General features: G+C 72.6%; 18 protein-coding genes. 13 read left to right on the top strand and 5 right to left on the bottom strand.

Annotation, left to right across the window (positions count from 1 at the left end; genetic code table 11):
* Window positions 1-9 precede the first annotated feature (9 nt).
* Window positions 10-1,545, top strand: coding sequence for a polyprenol phosphomannose-dependent alpha 1,6 mannosyltransferase MptB (gene mptB / locus ACLJQE_RS34325; RefSeq protein WP_410643695.1), 1,536 nt, complete (start codon window positions 10-12; stop codon window positions 1,543-1,545).
* Between the two features lie 36 nt (window positions 1,546-1,581).
* Here mptB and ACLJQE_RS34320 read toward each other — a convergent pair whose 3' ends face one another.
* Genes ACLJQE_RS34320 through ACLJQE_RS34310 form a run of 3 tightly spaced genes read right to left on the bottom strand, consistent with a single transcriptional unit; the run spans window position 1,582 to window position 4,795 of the window.
* The gene (locus tag ACLJQE_RS34320) at window positions 1,582-1,983 is read right to left on the bottom strand and encodes a TIGR03668 family PPOX class F420-dependent oxidoreductase (protein ID WP_410643694.1); all 402 of its coding nucleotides are present in this window, start codon (window positions 1,981-1,983) and stop codon (window positions 1,582-1,584) included.
* Complete coding sequence (locus ACLJQE_RS34315) at window positions 1,980-2,879, bottom strand: LD-carboxypeptidase (protein WP_410643693.1); 900 nt, start codon at window positions 2,877-2,879, stop codon at window positions 1,980-1,982. Before ACLJQE_RS34315 ends, ACLJQE_RS34320 begins: the two co-directional genes overlap by 4 nt.
* Complete coding sequence (locus ACLJQE_RS34310; RefSeq protein ID WP_410643692.1) at window positions 2,876-4,795, bottom strand: alpha/beta hydrolase family protein; 1,920 nt, start codon at window positions 4,793-4,795, stop codon at window positions 2,876-2,878. The genes ACLJQE_RS34315 and ACLJQE_RS34310 overlap by 4 nt, the downstream gene beginning before the upstream one ends.
* A gap of 77 nt (window positions 4,796-4,872) precedes the next feature.
* Here ACLJQE_RS34310 and ACLJQE_RS34305 point away from each other — a divergent pair, with 77 nt between their 5' ends.
* The 7 genes from ACLJQE_RS34305 (at window position 4,873) to ACLJQE_RS34275 (ending at window position 10,444) form a co-directional block, all read left to right on the top strand.
* Entirely contained in the window at window positions 4,873-5,448 is a 576-nt protein-coding gene (locus ACLJQE_RS34305; RefSeq protein ID WP_410643691.1) for a DUF3090 domain-containing protein, read from the top strand.
* A 2-nt stretch (window positions 5,449-5,450) separates the two neighbouring features.
* Complete coding sequence (locus tag ACLJQE_RS34300) at window positions 5,451-6,248, top strand: SCO1664 family protein (RefSeq protein WP_410643690.1); 798 nt, start codon at window positions 5,451-5,453, stop codon at window positions 6,246-6,248.
* Window positions 6,233-7,120 (top strand): aminoglycoside phosphotransferase family protein, encoded by an 888-nt coding sequence (locus ACLJQE_RS34295; protein ID WP_410643689.1) that lies wholly within the window; start codon window positions 6,233-6,235, stop codon window positions 7,118-7,120. Before ACLJQE_RS34300 ends, ACLJQE_RS34295 begins: the two co-directional genes overlap by 16 nt.
* Before the next feature lie 51 nt (window positions 7,121-7,171).
* Window positions 7,172-7,987 carry a DUF3097 domain-containing protein gene (locus tag ACLJQE_RS34290; protein ID WP_410643688.1) on the top strand — a complete coding sequence of 272 codons (816 nt, stop codon included), beginning with the start codon at window positions 7,172-7,174 and terminating at the stop codon, window positions 7,985-7,987.
* Window positions 7,988-8,071: 84 nt separating this feature from the next.
* Complete coding sequence (locus tag ACLJQE_RS34285) at window positions 8,072-8,506, top strand: NfeD family protein (protein WP_410643687.1); 435 nt, start codon at window positions 8,072-8,074, stop codon at window positions 8,504-8,506.
* Window positions 8,503-8,991, top strand: coding sequence for an SPFH domain-containing protein (locus ACLJQE_RS34280; RefSeq protein WP_410643686.1), 489 nt, complete (start codon window positions 8,503-8,505; stop codon window positions 8,989-8,991). The genes ACLJQE_RS34285 and ACLJQE_RS34280 overlap by 4 nt, the downstream gene beginning before the upstream one ends.
* 88 nt (window positions 8,992-9,079) lie before the next feature.
* Entirely contained in the window at window positions 9,080-10,444 is a 1,365-nt protein-coding gene (locus ACLJQE_RS34275; RefSeq protein ID WP_410643748.1) for an SPFH domain-containing protein, read from the top strand.
* A 103-nt stretch (window positions 10,445-10,547) separates the two neighbouring features.
* On the opposite strand, the gene ACLJQE_RS34270 is transcribed toward ACLJQE_RS34275, so the two are convergent.
* Window positions 10,548-11,894, bottom strand: coding sequence for an MFS transporter (locus ACLJQE_RS34270; RefSeq protein WP_410643685.1), 1,347 nt, complete (start codon window positions 11,892-11,894; stop codon window positions 10,548-10,550).
* A 172-nt stretch (window positions 11,895-12,066) separates the two neighbouring features.
* Here ACLJQE_RS34270 and ACLJQE_RS34265 point away from each other — a divergent pair, with 172 nt between their 5' ends.
* From ACLJQE_RS34265 to ACLJQE_RS34245, 5 genes are all read left to right on the top strand, one after another.
* Complete coding sequence (locus tag ACLJQE_RS34265) at window positions 12,067-12,690, top strand: TetR family transcriptional regulator (RefSeq protein WP_410643684.1); 624 nt, start codon at window positions 12,067-12,069, stop codon at window positions 12,688-12,690.
* 66 nt (window positions 12,691-12,756) lie between these two features.
* Window positions 12,757-14,280, top strand: coding sequence for an FAD-dependent monooxygenase (locus ACLJQE_RS34260; protein WP_410643683.1), 1,524 nt, complete (start codon window positions 12,757-12,759; stop codon window positions 14,278-14,280).
* A gap of 20 nt (window positions 14,281-14,300) precedes the next feature.
* Window positions 14,301-14,504: an SRPBCC domain-containing protein gene (locus ACLJQE_RS34255; protein WP_410643682.1), complete on the top strand. Its 204-nt coding sequence runs from the start codon at window positions 14,301-14,303 to the stop codon at window positions 14,502-14,504.
* Complete coding sequence (locus ACLJQE_RS34250; RefSeq protein WP_410643681.1) at window positions 14,501-14,722, top strand: hypothetical protein; 222 nt, start codon at window positions 14,501-14,503, stop codon at window positions 14,720-14,722. The genes ACLJQE_RS34255 and ACLJQE_RS34250 overlap by 4 nt, the downstream gene beginning before the upstream one ends.
* A 71-nt stretch (window positions 14,723-14,793) precedes the next feature.
* A complete protein-coding gene (locus ACLJQE_RS34245; RefSeq protein WP_410643680.1) occupies window positions 14,794-15,396 on the top strand; it encodes a TetR/AcrR family transcriptional regulator in 603 nt (200 codons plus the stop codon).
* Here ACLJQE_RS34245 and ACLJQE_RS34240 read toward each other — a convergent pair.
* Window positions 15,376-16,152 carry an SGNH/GDSL hydrolase family protein gene (locus ACLJQE_RS34240; RefSeq protein WP_410643679.1) on the bottom strand — a complete coding sequence of 259 codons (777 nt, stop codon included), beginning with the start codon at window positions 16,150-16,152 and terminating at the stop codon, window positions 15,376-15,378. The two genes, ACLJQE_RS34245 and ACLJQE_RS34240, sit on opposite strands and share 21 nt — an antisense overlap.
* Between the last annotated feature and the right edge of the window lie 6 nt (window positions 16,153-16,158).

The raw sequence follows: 16,158 nt of genomic DNA, 5'->3' as shown, positions 1-16,158 counted from the left end.
CGAACGGAAATGGCGACCACCACCGACCCCGCACAGACGCCCTCGACCGGCCTGGCCGAGCGGCTCCGCGTGCCCTCGCGATTCCCGTACCGCACGATCGCGATGGGCACCGTCGGCAGCACCCTGCTGATGGTCGCCGCGCTCGGCGCCGGCGGCATCCTCATCAAGGACCCCGTGCTCGGCCACGGCCCGCTGTCCTGGGTGCGCTACGGCCACGGCCGCATGCTCGCCAACGCCGTCCTCTACACCGGCTTCGGCATGGTCGTCTGGGCGTGGGTCCGGCTCGGCCGCTACGTGCTCGCCGGCCGCGTCGGCAGCCGCCCCGTCCTGGTCGCCGCGGGCTGCTGGATGGCGCCGCTGCTGATCTCGCCGCCGCTGTTCACCCGCGACGTCTTCTCCTACCTCGGCCAGGGCGCCCAGTTGCTCTACGGGCTCGACCCGTACGCCAACGGCCCCGCCGAGCTCGACGTGCTGCCGAACGTCGTGCAGAACGTCCACCCGCTCTGGCAGACCACCCCGGCCCCGTACGGGCCGTTGTTCCTGCTGATCTCCAAGGGCGTGGTCGCCACCACCGGCGACAACATGATCCTCGGCGTCATCCTGATGCGCGTCGTGTTGCTGGCCGGCCTGGCCGGGACGCTGTGGGCGCTGCCGCGGCTGGTCAAGCACCTCGGCGGCAAGCTCCCGGTCGCCCTGTGGCTCGCGGTGGCCAGCCCGATGATGGTGATCCACCTCTTCGGCGGCCCGCACAACGACCTGATGATGCTCGCGTTCCTCACCATCGGCGTCCTCGCCGCCCTGGAGCGCAAGCACGTGCTCGCGGTCGTCCTGGTGACGATCGGCATGCTGATCAAGCCCACCGCAGCGATCGCGCTGCCGTTCCTCGTCTGGATCTGGGCCAACCACCTCACCGGCGAGTCGAAGGTCCGCAACTTCCTGCGCGCCGGCGCCGCCTCGGTCGGCCTGTTCCTGCCGGTGTTCGTCGCGGGCACGTGGATCTCGCTCGGTTCGCTCAACCTCGGCTGGTGGTCCGGCCTCAAGGCCCCGCAGCTCATCGCGAACTGGCTCAACATCCCCACCGGCATCGGCGAGGTGTTCTACAACCTGGTCCACCTGATCGTGGACGTCCAGGTCTCGCCGTTCGTGACGGTCGCCCGCGCGGCCGGCATGCTCCTGCTGATCGCCTTCGGCATCCGCCAGTGGTGGCTCGCCCGCGGCGGCGGCACGGAGGCGGTGTACCGGGCGGGCATCTCGCTCCTGGCCGTGGCGATCCTCATGCCGCCGACCCTGCCGTGGTACCTGACCTGGGGTTTCGTGCTCCTGTCGGCGTTCAAGTGGCAGCCACGCCACCTGGCGCTCGTGGTGGCGGTCTCGGTGTTCGTGACACTGGTGTACTACCCCACGGGCGAGCAGGCCCTGTACGACTGGTGGTTCATCGCCGGGGTGGTGCTGGCCAGCCTGTACGCGGCGGCCTCGCTGCTGCGCCCGGACCCACTGGGCATCATCGACGCCTGGCGGCGCCCGGAGAAGTTCCTCCGCGACTAGAGCCACGCCGCCCGGCGGTGCGCCGCGGCCACCGATTTACGACCCTGCCCAGCCTCGCCAGGTGTGGACCTCCGTGACCACCACGGCGTGCTCCGGCGGACGCTCGGCGTACTGCTCGTACTTCGCCACCAGCCACGACACCGGCCCGGCACCCGGCGGCTCCACCCGCGCGATCCCGTCCGCCCGTGCCCACCACAGCCGCGCCCAGTCCTCGGCGTACTCGTCCGCCAGGAAGCACACCGCGGGGTTCGACTCGATGTTGCGCAGCCGCCGCAGCGCCGTCGTCGACTTCGGCTTGTGGTCCACCGCGAACACCACCGTGTCGCCGTGCACCGCGAACGTCACCGGCACCAGGTGCGGCACCCCCGCGGCCGAGACCGTCGCCAGCCGCGCGACCCGCGCCGCGGCGAACCGGTCCCGCGCCTCCTCGGGAGTCACGTCAGCGCCGGAGCGTCGAACGTCAGCGTCCCCAGGTCCGCGTCCAGCGTCACCGGCACCCCCAGCGGCAGCGTCGGCGACGACGCCACGTGCCCGAACCCGAACTCCTCGACCAGCGGTACCCCCAGCGGCACCAGCCGGTCCACCATCAGCGCCCGCACGTCGGCCGGGGCCCCGCAGGCCGCCCACGAACCCAGCACGATGCCGCGGACGCCGTCGAACCAGCCACTGCGCAACAGCTGCGTCAGCAGCCGGTCCAGCCGGTACACGCTCTCCGTCACGTCCTCCAGCAGCACGATCGCGTCCCGCGCCGAGCCGTGTTCCGGCGTGCCGATCCCCGCGGCCAGCATCGACAGGTTCCCGCCCGTCAGCACCCCCGACGCCCGGCCCGGCACCAGCGCCGCCCCGCCGCGGACGACCCGGTTCAGGTCCGGTTCGAACAGGGAACGCCGCAGGTGCTCGTGCGCGAAGTCGTCGAACAGCACGCTCGCCGGCATCGGGGAGAACAAAGTGGACAGTCCGAGGTGGACGTCGACGGCCCGGTGCAACGCCGTGATGTCCGACGACCCGGCCAGCACCTTCGGGCCCGCCGCCCGCAGCGCCGCCCAGTCGACCAGGTCCAGCATCCGCTGCACGCCGTACCCGCCCCGCGCGGCCAGCACGCACCGCACCTGCGGGTCCAGCCACGCCTCGGTGAACTCCGCCGCGCGCACGGCGTCGGCACCGGAGAGGTACGGCGGCACCCCCGGCTCCGCCCGCACGCACGGCCCGACCCGCACCTCCACGCCCCAGCTCCGCAGCACCGGCAGCGCCTTCTCCAGCAGGTCGGCCGGCACCGGCCCGGCCGGCGCCACCAACGCCAGCGTGTCGCCGGCCCGCAGCCGCGGCGGCCTCACCGCGACAGCTCCAGCCGCGCCACGCCCGGCGTCTCGAACTCGAACACCTGACCGTAGAACGACAGTTCCGCCTCCAAGGCCGCCACGATCGTCGCCGCCTGCCGGAACCCGTGCTGTTCGCCGGCGAACCGCTGGTAGGCGTACGGGATCCCGCGCCCGGCCAGCCGGGCCACGAACCGGTCGGCCTGCTCCGGCGGGCAGATCCGGTCCTCCAAGCCCTGCTGGAACAGCACCGGCCCGGCCAGCCCGCCGACGTTGGCCAGCGGCGAACGTTCGACGTACCGCTGCCGCGTTTCCGGCAGCGGCCCGACGAGCCCGTCCAGGTAGCGCGACTCGAAGTCGTGCGTGTCGCCCTCGGTCCCGGTCCACCCGGCCAGGTCCAGCACCGGGTACATCACCGTGCCCGCCCGGTAGGTCTTCGTCGTCGTCAGCGACGCGGCCGCGGTGAACCCGCCCGCGCTGCCACCCCGGATCCCCAGCCGGTCGCCGTCGGCCAGCCCGGCCGCCACCAGCGCCTCGGCCACCGCGACGCAGTCGGCGACGTCCACCACGCCCCACTGCTCCCGCAGCCGCTCCCGGTAGGCCCGCCCGAACCCCGTCGACCCGCCGTAGTTCACCGCCGCCACGGCGATGCCGCGGCTGGTGAAGTACGCGATCTCCAGGTTCAGCTCGGCGAAGTGCTGCCCGGTCGGGCCGCCGTGGACGTCGACCAGCAGGGGTGGCCGCTCGCCGTCGGGTGCCGCGAAGTCCGGGTTCCGCGGCAGGTACAGGACCACCGGCACGGTCTCGCCGTCCGCCGTGCTGAACACCCGTTCCTGCGGCACCGGCAGGAACGCCGAGGGCAGCTCCGGCTGCGGCGTCAGGTCCGTCACCGCGCCGTCGAGGGAAACGCGCACGACGGCGGACTCCCGGGCCGGGCCGCCCGCGACCCCGGCGATCTCGTCACCGGACACCGCGAACCCCGTCGAAGACCAGGCCGTCAGCTCGCCGGTCACCGACGTCACCGAGCCGTCCGCCTCGTCGAGCACCGCCAGCCGGCCCGACGACAGCACCGCGTGCCGCCCACCACCCAGCGACGCGAACCACCGCGAGCCCGCCTTCCACAGCGGCCCGCCGAGCTCCTGCTCCACCGGCGCCAGGTTCACCACCGACCCGTCCAGGCCGACGCGGTGCAGGTTCCACCAGCCGCCGGGATCCATGAGCACCAGCAGCGACGACGGCGTCTCCCACTCGACCTGGCACACCGCGACGTCCGTGCCGCCGGCCGGCACGCGGTGCGGGCCGAACGAACCGTCCTCGCCGACGGAAGCCACGCACAGCTCGGTGCCGTCCCACGGCATCAGCGGGTGGTCCCAGCCGAACCAGGCCGCGTGCCGCCCGTCCGGCGACAGCTTCGGCACCGTCAGGAACCGGTGGCTCGCGGCCAGCACCCGCTCGCCGCCGCCGTCCACGGCGATCGCCACCAGGTCCCGCTCGACGTCGGTGGGACGCGGGCCGGTGCTGCGCTCCCGGACCGCCCACACCTCACCCGGGCACCCGGCCCGCAGATCGCCGTAGCGGACGCTCTGCGGCTCCGCGGGCGCGGGAGTGAGCGGCACCACGCCGGTTTCGCTCTGCGCGTACACGCGCTGATCCGCCCAGTGCGTGAACACCACGACACCCCCGGCCACGGCCCACGGCCGTCCGCCGTACTCGTGCAGCCGGTTGCGGACGTTCCACGGGGCGGGCAGCACGTCCTCGCTACCCCCCGGCACCGCCCGGACCAGCGCGACCCGGCCCTGCTCACCGGGTCGCGCCTCGGCCCACCACACCTCGTCCCCCACGACGTCGAGCCACTGCGGGCCGCCGCCGGCGGCGGCCACCTCGGCGGCGGTGATGGGCGAGGACCAGGTTCCGTACGGGGAGATCCGAGACACCCCCCGAGGCTAGCGGCCCGCGAACGGTGGGGCGGCGGATGCCGATCATGCGCCGGTGGCCTAGGGTCGTCAGTGCTATGTCTCGCGTAATCCACGTCTTCCGCCAGCCGGATCGGTTCGTCACCGGCACCGTCGGCGAGCCCGGCGATCGCACGTTCTACCTCCAGGCGTCGGAGGACGTGCGCACCATCAGCGTCGCCATCGAAAAACAGCAGGTCGTCGTCCTCGCGGAGCGCCTGAGCTCACTGCTGGAGGAGGTCGCCAGCCGGTTCGGCGCCGACGTGCCCGACGACGCCCCCGAGGACCTCGTCGACCTGGACCCCCTCACCGTCCCGGTCGAGGAGGAGTTCCGCGTCGGCACCATGGGCCTCGGCTGGGACGCCGACAGCAGCGCGGTCGTCATCGAGCTGCTCGCCATCACCGAGGGCGAGGTCGACGAAACGGTCGTGCTCGACGACACCGAGGAAGGCCCGGACGCCGTCCGCGTCTTCCTCAGCCCGGCCGCCGCGCGCGCGTTCGCCGAGCGGGCCGACCGCGTCGTCAACGCCGGCCGCAAGCCGTGCCCGCTGTGCGCCGAGCCGCTCGACCCCGCCGGGCACATCTGCCCCCGGCAGAACGGCTACCGGCGCGAAACCGACGCGGGCGAAGACTGACCATGGCCCCGGACCCGGCCGACCCCGCCTCCCGCGAACTCGTCACCCACGGCCGCATCGACGTCGAAGGCCGGCTGGTCGACGCCTCCAACGTCACGCTCTTCTGCGCCATCGAACTCGACGGCGTCACCGGCCGGGTCGTCTACAAGCCGGTGTCGGGGGAGCGGCCGCTGTGGGACTTCCCCGACGGCACCCTGGCCGGGCGCGAGGTCGCCACCGCGATCATCGCCGACGCCGCCGGCGTCGGCGCGATCCCGCCGACCGTGCTGCGCGACGGCCCGTTCGGCCCGGGCATGGTCCAGCTGTGGGTGGAAACCACCGAGGACGAACTCGTCGACGTGCTCCCCCCGGACGAGGTCCCCGACGGCTGGCGCGCCGTCCTGCACGCACAGGACCGGCTCGGCGACCCCGCGGTGCTGGCCCACGCCGACCACCCGGGCCTGCGGGACCTCGCCGTGCTCGACATCGTCGTCAACAACACCGACCGCAAGGGCGGGCACCTGCTGGCCGGCGTCGACGGCCGCGTCTACGGCGTCGACCACGGCATCTGCCTGCACACCGACCCGAAGCTGCGGACCGTGCTGTGGGGCTGGATCGGCGAGCCGCTGCCGCCGGACACCGTCGAGAAGCTGCGCAAGCTGCGCTCGGAGATCGACGGCGGCCTCGGCACGACCCTCGCCGAACACATCACCGGGATCGAGATCCGGGCACTGGCCGACCGCACCGACGTCCTGCTCGCCGAAGGCATCTTCCCCGAACCCGGTGACGACTGGCGCGCCGTCCCGTGGCCCCTCTTCTGATCGACGACGCCGCGCGCGCCCGGCTCGCCGACCGCTTCGGCGCCGAGCTGGCCGGACCGTGGTGCGACGCGCTCCCGGGCCTGGTCACCCGCCTGACCGCGAAGTGGCAGCTCGAGGTCCGCGAAGCCCGGCCCGGCAACACCGGCCGCACCCTGCTGTGCACCGGCCCCGGCGGTGACCTGCGGGTCCTCAAGCTGACCCCGGACCCCGAAGTCGCCCGGCTCGAGTTCACCGGGCTGAGCGCCTGGGCCGGGTGCTCCCGCGTCGTCCAGGTGCTCGACGCCGACCTCGACGCCAACGCCATCCTGCTCGAAGGCCTGGTCCCGGGGACCGAGCTGACCGGCCGTGCGGTCCCGTGGGCCGAGCTCGGCGAGCTGCTCGACCAGCTGCACTCCGCCGAACCGCGTGGGGAGTTCCGGCGGCTGGCCGACGGCATCGAGTTCATCTTCGACCTCTCCGAACGCCGCCGCCGCGAATCCCCGGCCGCCGAGCACCTGAGCGCCGACGTCCTGGCCAACGGACGTGAGCGCGCGTTGGCGCTGGCCACCAGCGGGCCGGTCACGCTCCTCCACGGCGACCTGCACCCCGCCAACGTCCTCGACGCCGGCCCCGGCCGCGGCGCGGTGGCCATCGACCCGCGCCCCGGCCTCGGTGATCCGTCCCTCGACGCCGTCGACTTCGTCTACGTCCCGATGGTGGCCGGCGGCACGATCGACGACGGCATCGCCGCGCTCGCCCCGCACGTCGCGGACTTCGACGCCGAGCGCGTCCGCGCCTGGTGCGTCGCCATGGCCCCGCTGATCGCCCTGCCGTCCCTGCGCCGCGGTGCGCGGACGCCGTTCACCGACGCGGTCCTGGAACTGGCCAGCTGACCGGCGTGGCATGCCCCGTCCGGGCGTCCGCGGCCACTAGGTTGCCTGGTCGTGCGCTCCCATTCCTATGACGACGTGCTCGCCGGCCGCCGCCGCAAGAAGGTGCTGGAGGTCCCCGCCGAGCCGGGCTTGGTGGTCGAGGATCCAGCCAGCGGCTACTGCGGCGCGGTGGTGAAGATCGAGTATGGCAACGTCGTGCTCGAAGACGCCAAGGGCCGCCACCGCGTCTTCCCGCTCGTGCCCGCCGGGTTCCTCCTCGAAGGGAAACCGGTCACGCTCGTGCCGCACCGGGCCCCGGCGAAGGCGCCGGCCCGGCAGATCTCGGCGTCCGGTTCGGTGCGCGTCGCAGGCTTGAAGGCCCGCGTCGCCCGTGACTCGCGCATCTGGGTCGAAGGCAAGCACGACGCCGAGCTCGTCGAACGCGTCTGGGGCCACGACCTGCGCGTCGAAGGCGTCGTCGTCGAGCCGCTCGACGGCGTGGACGTGCTCGCCGACCGGATCGCCGAATTCGGCACCGGCCCCGCGCGTCGATTGGGCGTGCTGGTCGACCACCTGGTGCCCGGCAGCAAGGAATCCCGGCTGGTCGAGGCCGTCCACGACGAGAACGTGCTGGTCACCGGCCATCCCTACATCGACGTGTGGGAGGCCGTGCGACCTGAAGCCGTCGGGATCGCGGCCTGGCCGAAGGTCCCGCGCGGGACCGAGTGGAAGCAGGGGATCTGCGACGCGCTCGGCTGGGGGCAACCTTTCGAAGGCTGGCAGCGTGTGCTGAGCGGGGTGCGCAGCTTCCGCGACCTCGAGACCCCGCTCATCGGGGCGGTGGAACGGCTCATCGACTTCGTCACCGAACCGGCGGAAGAAGGCTGAATGTCCGGTTTGTCCAAGGTCACGCGAAGGTTACTTCCCGTCACGGCGCCGGTGCGAACCGGCGCGATCTGAGAGCATGAAGCCATGGCTTGGGCACTGGTCTGGTTGATCGTCGGCATCGCCCTGATAATCGCCGAAGTCGTCTCCGGCGACTTCGTGCTGATCATGCTGGGGGTGGCCGCCCTGTTCGGCGCCGGCGCCGAAGTCCTCACCGGGAACCTGCTCATCGACGTCGCCGTGTTCGCCGTCGCCTCCGTCGGCATGCTCCTGCTGGTCCGCCCCGCGCTCAAGCGGCGCTTCCTCGCCGGGCCGACCCACCACACCGGCATCGACGCGCTGATCGGCGCCCGCGCCGTCGTCCTGTCCACAGTGGATGCCGAGGCGGGCCAGGTGAAGCTGGCCGGCGACGTCTGGTCGGCCCGCAGCCTGGGGGAGCACCTGCCGCCGATCGCCCCCGGCACCCCGGTCACGGTCGTCGAGATCTCCGGTGCCACCGCCGTCGTGTCGGCCGAGCCGTGAGCCTGGGACTCGTCGTCGTCGGCGACGGCCACGCCGCGGTGCTCGAACGCGGCGGGCGGTTCCGCACCGTGCTCGGCCCCGGCCGCCACTTCGTGCTCCCGTTCGCCGACCGGGTCCGCGCCCGCTTCCACCTCGGCGAGCAGATCCTTTCCGCGCCGCCCCGCCCGGCCGGGACCGGGGACGGGCAGGAGGTCCTCATCGGCTTCGAGGTCGTCTTCGCGGTCACGGATCCGCGCCTGGCCACCTACGAAATCGCCGCGCCGGCGCTCGCGATCGAACAGCTGACCCGCACCGCGCTGCGGCAGGAAGCCGGCCTGACCACCGCCGAGCGCGCCGTCGCCGCGCCCGGGGACCTGCACCGTACAGTGTGGACAGTCCTGCACGACACCACCGCCCGCTGGGGCATCACCGCGAAGGAACTCAAGCTCGAGGTGAGCCCGCCCGCGGCACCCGGAACGCCGTCAACCGCGCAAGAATGGTACTAGGTAAGGGGAAATTCTCTTGACCGGATTTGTGATCGGCCTGGTCATAGCCTTGGCCTTGCTCGTGATCATCACGATCGCCAAGGCGGTCATGGTGGTGCCGCAAGCACAGTCGGCCGTGATCGAGCGGCTCGGCCGGTTCCGCACGGTCGCCTCGCCCGGCCTCAACATCCTCCTGCCGTTCCTGGACAAGGTGCGCGCCCGGATCGACCTGCGCGAGCAGGTCGTCTCGTTCCCGCCGCAGCCGGTGATCACCGAGGACAACCTGACGGTGTCGATCGACACCGTCGTGTACTTCCAGGTCACCGACTCGCGGGCCGCCGTGTACGAGATCTCCAACTACATCGTCGGTGTCGAGCAGCTGGCCACCACCACGCTGCGCAACGTGGTCGGCGGCATGAGCCTCGAGCAGACCCTGACCTCCCGCGACTCCATCAACACGCAGCTGCGCGGTGTACTGGACGAAGCGACCGGCCGGTGGGGCATCCGCGTGAGCCGCGTCGAGCTGAAGGCGATCGACCCGCCGCCCTCCATCCAGGACTCGATGGAGAAGCAGATGCGCGCCGACCGCGAGAAGCGCGCCATGATCCTCACCGCCGAAGGCCAGCGGGAGTCCGCGATCAAGACCGCGGAAGGCCAGAAGCAGAGCCAGATCCTCTCCGCGGAAGGTGCCCGGCAGGCGACCATCCTCGCCGCGGAGGCCGAGCGGCAGTCCCGGATCCTGCGGGCGCAGGGTGAGCGGGCCGCGCGCTACCTGCAGGCGCAGGGCCAGGCGAAGGCGATCGAGAAGGTGTTCGCCGCGATCAAGGCCGGCCGCCCGACCCCGGAGGTGCTGGCCTACCAGTACCTCCAGACGCTGCCGCAGATGGCGCAGGGCGACGCCAACAAGGTCTGGATGATCCCCAGCGACTACGGCAAGGCCCTCGAAGGCTTCGCCCGCGCCCTCGGCGCCCCCGGCGACGACGGCGTGTTCCGCTACGAGCCGCCGAAGGACGACGACGTCCCGGCCAAGCCCGACCTCGAAGACGAAGAAGTCGCCAGCTGGTTCGAGACCAAGAGCGACCCGAAGGTCGCCGAGGCCGTCGCGGCCGCGGAAGCGGTGGCGCGCAAGGAGGTCCCGGCAATCGGGACGCCCTCGACGCCGCCCGCGCGGCCGTCGATCCCGCGCCCGGCCCAGCAGCAGGCCGAGCCGGAGGCCGACCAGGACCGCGGCACGGAGGCCGTGCCCGCACCGCAGCAGCCGTCGACGCCCAAGGGTGGCCAGCCGGCGTTGCCGCAGCCGCAGGCCCCGGCGGGCCCGCCGCCGTCCGGTCCGCCCCCGGGCGGCCAGTACCAGGGCCAGCCGCCGCAGGCACCGCCGCCGGGCCAGTTCGGCGGCCCCCAGCAGAACCCGGGCACCGGCCCGTTCCCCCAGCAGCCCCCGTTCGGTGGCCCCCAGGGCGGCCCGCGCCGCTGACCCCAAGCGCCCCAAGGCCACATTGGTTGCGTTCAACGCACCCAATGTGGCCTTCGGTGCGTTGGACGCACCCAAGGCCACATTGGGGCGCTTGGTGGGCGCTTCAGGTGCGCTGGTAGACGGTGATGTCGTCGATGTCGGCCTTCGAGCGGTCCTTCAGGAAGGTCACGCACAGGACGGTGACCACCGCGGACAGGATGATGTACCCGGAGATCGAGTACGGCGTCCCGGTGGTGTGCAGCAGCCACGTCGCCAGCAGCGGCGCCGGTCCGCCCGCGAACACCGATGCCAGCTGGTAGCCCAGCCCCGCGCCGCCGTACCGCAGGTGCGTCGGGAAGCTCTCGCCGATCAACGCCGCCTGCGGGCCGTACTGCAGGGCGTGCGGGAAGAAGGACACCACGACCGCGACGAACACGAGCGTGTGACTGCCGTGCGCCAGGATCGTGTAGTACGGGAAGGCGATCACCCCGGTCAGCACCGCCCCGCACAGGTAGACCCGTTTGCGGCCGAAGGTGTCCGACATCGCCGAGAACAGCGGGATCAGCGCCAGCTCGCACGCCGCCCCGACGAGGACCGCGTTGAGCACGAAGGTCTTGCCGAACTCCGGCCGCGACACGACGTAGATGAGCACGTAGCTGGTGAACAGGTAGAACGGCATCTGCTCGCTGAACCGGACGCCGGCCGAAAGCAGGATCTCCCGCCAGTGGTGCCGGATCGCGTCGAGCACCGGCGTGCGGGCCGTCTGCCCGTTCTCGACGAGTTTCGCGAACATCGGCGTCTCGAGGATCTTCAGCCGGATCACCAGGCCGACCGCGACGAGCGCCAGGCTGAGCAGGAACGGGATCCGCCAGCCCCAGGAGTCGAAGGCGCTGGGGGACAGCGTCGCCGACAGCAGCGTCATCCCGCCGGTGCCCAGCACCAGCCCGACCGGGACGCCGATCTGCGCGAAGCTGCCGAGCAGCCCGCGTTTGCGCTGGTCACCCCACTCCATGGCGAGCAGGACCGAGCCGCTCCACTCACCGCCGATGGCGATGCCCTGCACCAGCCGCAGCAGCACCAGGATCAGCGGCGCGGCGAACCCGATCGCCGCCGTCCCGGGCAGGATCCCGACCACGCCGGAGGAGATGCCCATCAGCAGCAGCGTGACGATCAGCGTCGCCTTCCGCCCGATCCGGTCGCCCCAGTGCCCGAAGATGGCGGCCCCGACCGGCCGTGCGGCGAACCCGACCGCATAGGTGGCGAACGACTGCATGGCGCCGGCGTAGGCGCTCGAAGCGGGGAAGAACAGGTGCGGGAAGACCAGGGCCGCCGCGGTGTTGTAGAGGAAGAAGTCGTACCACTCGATGGTCGTGCCGACGGCGCTCGCCAGCGCCGCCCGCCGCACCTGCACTCGTTGTGACCTGCTCTCCGGCGCCACCTGTCGAGTGACGCCGCCGTCGCCCAGAACCATCTCGCAACACCTCCGGTGACTGAAGTCACACAACAGTGTGACGCCCGGCGAGGATTTCGGCGATCGATGACGTGGTTCTCGTCCAGTCGGTGACAAAGCACCAGAAGACCCGCGACGAAACTTGCAGAATGAGCAACTTTGCAGATTTGGCAGCTTTCGGTACGGTGAATCCATGGACACCGACCGCGCCGGCCTTCGCGAGCGCAAGAAGCGGGAAACGCGCATCGCGCTGAGCTGGGCGGCGATCCGGCTGACCGTCGAACGCGGCTTCGACAACGTCCGGATCGAAGACATCGCCGCCGAAGCCGGGGTGTCCACCCGGACCTTCAGCAACTACTTCGGCAGCAAGGGCGAAGCCATCGTCGCCCGCCACCACGACCGGGCCCGCGCCATCGCCGCCGCGCTGCGCGAACGCCCGGCAGGCGAACCCCTCTGGGACGCCATCTCCCGCGCCGCGCTCGCCGGGTTCGCCCTCGGCGAACCGGTGTCCAGCGGACAGCCGGCCGACCCGAGCTGGATCGAAGGGCTGCGGCTGATGGTCGCCGAGCCCGCCCTGCAGGGCGAGTTCCAGAAGGCCGGTGCGGCCGCCGAAGCCGAGTTCGCGCTCGCCGTCGCCGAACGCACCGGCACCGACGCCACCCGGGACGTCTACCCGCGGCTCGTCGCCGGTGTCGTCGGCGCCGCGCTCAACGTCGTCACCCAGCAGTTGCTCGTCGCCGAACCGCCGCAGCCGCTCGAAGCCGTCCTGCGGGACGTCTTCGGCCGGCTCGCCGCCGGCCTGCCCGAACCCCGCTAACACCCCCTCCGAGGTGCGCCCGCAAGCCGGGCGGCTTCGCCATGCCCGAAAACAGGGAGTCCCACCATGGAAGACGTCGTCATCGCCGGAGCCGGCCCCAACGGCCTCATGCTCGCCTGCGAACTCGCCCTCACCGGCGTCCGTCCGCTGGTGCTGGAGCGGCTGCCCGAACCCACCGGCGAGAACCGTGCCAACGGACTCGTCGGCCAGGTCGTCCGCCTCCTCGACCGCCGCGGTCTGCACGAGCGGCTCGCCGGCCCGCTCGGCCCGCCCGCGCCGACGTTCGTCTTCGGCGCGATGCTGCTCGATCTCACGCTCGCCGAGCGCAACTCGCTGAACGTCCTCGGCGTCCCGCAGCGGCGCGTCGAGGCGATGCTCAACGAACGTGCCGCCGAACTCGGCGTCGAAATCCGGCGCGGCCACGAACTCACCGGCCTCACGCAGGACGCCGACGCGGTCTCGCTCGACGTCACCGGTCCCGGTGGTGCGTACCGGCTCGACGCCCGGTACCTCGTCGGCGCGGACGGCGGGCGCAGCGTCACCCGCAAGCTCGCCGGCATCGGCTTCCCCGGCGCCACCGAGGACCGCACCCTGTCCTGCACCGCGAACGCCACCGTGCCCGCGGAGTTCGCCGACCCGGAATCGGGCGGCCTGCGGGTGCCGGGCCACGGCGTCATCCCGCCGTTCTTCCACTACCGCACCGAAGCCGGGCTGTTCGTCTACGCGCCGTTCCCGGCCGGCCCGCTGATCAGCACCACGGAATGGGCCGACGACGAAGAGCCCGCCGACGAACCGCCGATGACCCTCGACGACCAGCGCGCGAGCGTCCGCCGCGTCCTCGGGTTCGACCTGCCCCTCGGTGCGCCCGGGGGCGACGGGCCGCACCTGCTGCGGCGGCTGCGCGGCCGCAACACGCGGCTGGCCGACAGGTTCCGCGAAGGCCGCGTCCTGCTGGTCGGCGACGCCGCGCACGTCCACTCCGCGATCGGCGGGCCCGGGCTGAACCTCGGCCTGCAGGACGCCGCCGGTCTCGGCTGGAAACTCGCCGCCACCGTGCGCGGCTGGGCCCCGGCGGGCCTGCTCGACACCTACGAGAGCGAGCGCCGTTCGGTCGCCGAGCGCGTCGTCATGCACACCCAGGCCCAGTCCGCGCTGATCAGCCCGGGCCGCGACGTCACCGCGCTGCGCGAGCTGTTCGGCGAACTGCTCCGGCTGCCGGGCACCGTGCAGCACATCACCGACCTGATGTCCGGGGCCGACGTCCGGTACGAGCCGGGCACCGATCACCCGCTCGACGGCCGGTGGGCCCCGGACCTCGTGCTCGACGACGGCACCCGGCTCGCCGAGCTGACCGCGACGGCCCGGCCGCTGCTGCTGGACTTCACCGGCTCGCTCGGCGACGAGCTGCGCGGCTGGACCGACCGGGTCGACCTCGTCCCCGGCCACGCGCCGGGCGACGCGACCGCACTGCTGGTCCGGCCCGACGGCTACGTCGCCTGGGCGACGAGTTCCGCCGAACCGGACGGCACCGACCGCAAGGCCCTGCGCGCCGCCCTCGAACGGTGGTTCGGCCACCCCCTTGACGCGTAGGAAATCTCCTACCTACCGGCGTGTGGCGCGCGCTGACCGAGCCGGACCTCCTCGAACGCTGGATCACCATGCCCAACGACATCAAACCCGTGGTGGGGCACCGGTTCCGGCTGCCGGCCGAGCTGGTGCCCGCAGCCGGGTTCGCCGGCGGACCGGTGGCGTGCGAGGTCCTGGAAGTCGAGCCGGAGCGCTCGGCATCCGCTGGGGTCCGCAGTGGACGGTGACGTGGCGGCTGGTGCCGGAGGGCACCGGCACCCGGTTGTTCCTCAGCCACGAAGGGTTCGACCCGGACGACGAGTTCCAGCGCGTCTCCCGCCGGATCATGGGCGGTGGCTGGCGGTCCCACGTGCCGCGGGCGCTGGCCCGGTTGCTGGACACGTTGCCCGACCCGGCCCCGTTCCCCAGCCGGCCAAAAGCAGGCCGCCCCCCGCGCGGCACGTAACCGTTGCTACGAAGCCATTCGGCCCTGGCTGTGGCCGGATTGGGAACGCATCGGCACAGTACGATCGGCTGGTGACGCCCGCTGAGCCCGCCGAGTCGAAACCGCTGCGCGCCGACGCCCGGCGCAACCGGGCGCGGGTGCTGGAGGCGGCCGAGAACATGTTCGCCACCAAGGGCACCGGGGCGCCCACCGAGGAGGTCGCCCGCGTGGCCGGCGTCGGCATCGGCACGCTGTTCCGGCACTTCCCGACCAAGGAAGCACTGCTCGAAGCGGTGCTCTTCGCCCGGCTGAGCCGGTTCGTCGACGAGGCCGAGACGGCCGTCGCCGCGGAGTCCGCCGATCCGGGCGGCGCGTTCTTCGCGTTCCTGACCAGCTGGGTCGAGATGTCGAGTGCGAAGAACGCCTACTTCGAGGCGCTGACGGCGGCCGGGGTCACGGTGCCGGTGGCGAAGTCCGACATCGGCGCGCGGCTGCTGACGGCCCTCGGCGTGCTGCTCTCCCGCGCGCAGGCGGCGGGCGCGGTCCGCGCCGACCTCGTCGTCGGGGAGCTGATCCCGGTGATCATCGGCGTGGCGCGGGCCGCGGAGTACGCCGGCCCGGACGCGGGTCTGCGCGACCGGGCCGTGGCGATCCTCTTCGACGGCCTCCGCCCGTCAGCGGGGGACCGGCGCTGAGTCCACCGGCGCCAGCGCCGGGCGCTTCGCGGTGAGCGTGTCGCCGGAGGACTCGCCCCGCAGCCGCCGTCGCACCCACGGCAGCGCGTGCTCCTGGGCCCACTTCAGGTTCTGGCTGCGGCGCGCGGCCGGGCTGAGCACCTCGCGCGGGCCGAGTTCGGTGGCGGCCAGCGGGTGCTCGACACCGAGGGCGGCCAGCACGGCGATGGCGACCTCGGTGTGGCCGTAGGCGTTGAGGTGCAGGCGGTCGGGTGCCCACAGCCGCCGGTCCCGCAGCTGCCGCATGGCCCACATGTCCACGAGCAGGGCGTCGTGCCGGGCGGCGATGGCGCGGACGAACTCGTTGTAGATGGCGACCCGCCCGCGCATCCTGCGGAACAGCGCGTCTTCGACGCCGTCGACCCCGGTGAACAGCACCAGGCGCGCGCCGGTCGCCCGGATCTTCGCGACGGCGGCATCGTAGTCGGCCATCAGCGCGTCGATGTCGACCTTGGGTCGCATGAGGTCGTTGCCGCCGGCGTAGAGGGTGACGAGGTCGGGCTCCATGGCCAGCGCGGGCTCGAGCTGCTCGCCCAGGATCTGCGGCAGCAGCTTCCCGCGGATGGCGAGGTTGGCGTACCGGAAGCCCAGCTCGCCGTCGGCGAGCTGCTCGGCGACCCGATCGGCCCAGCCGCGCACGCCGTTGGGGGCGGCGGGATCGTCGTCCCCAACGCCTTCGGTGAACGAGTCCCCCAGGGCTACTAAGCGCTTGCTCATGTGTCC

Origin of the sequence: Amycolatopsis sp. lyj-346 (genome assembly GCF_046548975.1) — a bacterium.
GTDB lineage: Bacteria > Actinomycetota > Actinomycetes > Mycobacteriales > Pseudonocardiaceae > Amycolatopsis.
Note: the sequence above shows the minus strand (reverse complement) of the source record. Positions and strands in the feature narration are given on the sequence as shown.

Bases quoted from the DNA above. Each gene is read 5' to 3' on its own strand.
- ACLJQE_RS34240 (WP_410643679.1), bottom strand. From the start codon at position 16,152: ATGAGCAAGCGCTTAGTAGCCCTGGGGGACTCGTTCACCGAAGGCGTT.
- ACLJQE_RS34285 (WP_410643687.1), top strand. From the start codon at position 8,072: ATGGCTTGGGCACTGGTCTGGTTGATCGTCGGCATCGCCCTGATAATC.
- ACLJQE_RS34260 (WP_410643683.1), top strand. From the start codon at position 12,757: ATGGAAGACGTCGTCATCGCCGGAGCCGGCCCCAACGGCCTCATGCTC.
- ACLJQE_RS34275 (WP_410643748.1), top strand. From the start codon at position 9,080: ATGGTGGTGCCGCAAGCACAGTCGGCCGTGATCGAGCGGCTCGGCCGG.
- ACLJQE_RS34270 (WP_410643685.1), bottom strand. From the start codon at position 11,894: ATGGTTCTGGGCGACGGCGGCGTCACTCGACAGGTGGCGCCGGAGAGC.
- ACLJQE_RS34265 (WP_410643684.1), top strand. From the start codon at position 12,067: ATGGACACCGACCGCGCCGGCCTTCGCGAGCGCAAGAAGCGGGAAACG.
- ACLJQE_RS34305 (WP_410643691.1), top strand. From the start codon at position 4,873: ATGTCTCGCGTAATCCACGTCTTCCGCCAGCCGGATCGGTTCGTCACC.
- ACLJQE_RS34300 (WP_410643690.1), top strand. From the start codon at position 5,451: ATGGCCCCGGACCCGGCCGACCCCGCCTCCCGCGAACTCGTCACCCAC.
- mptB (WP_410643695.1), top strand. From the start codon at position 10: ATGGCGACCACCACCGACCCCGCACAGACGCCCTCGACCGGCCTGGCC.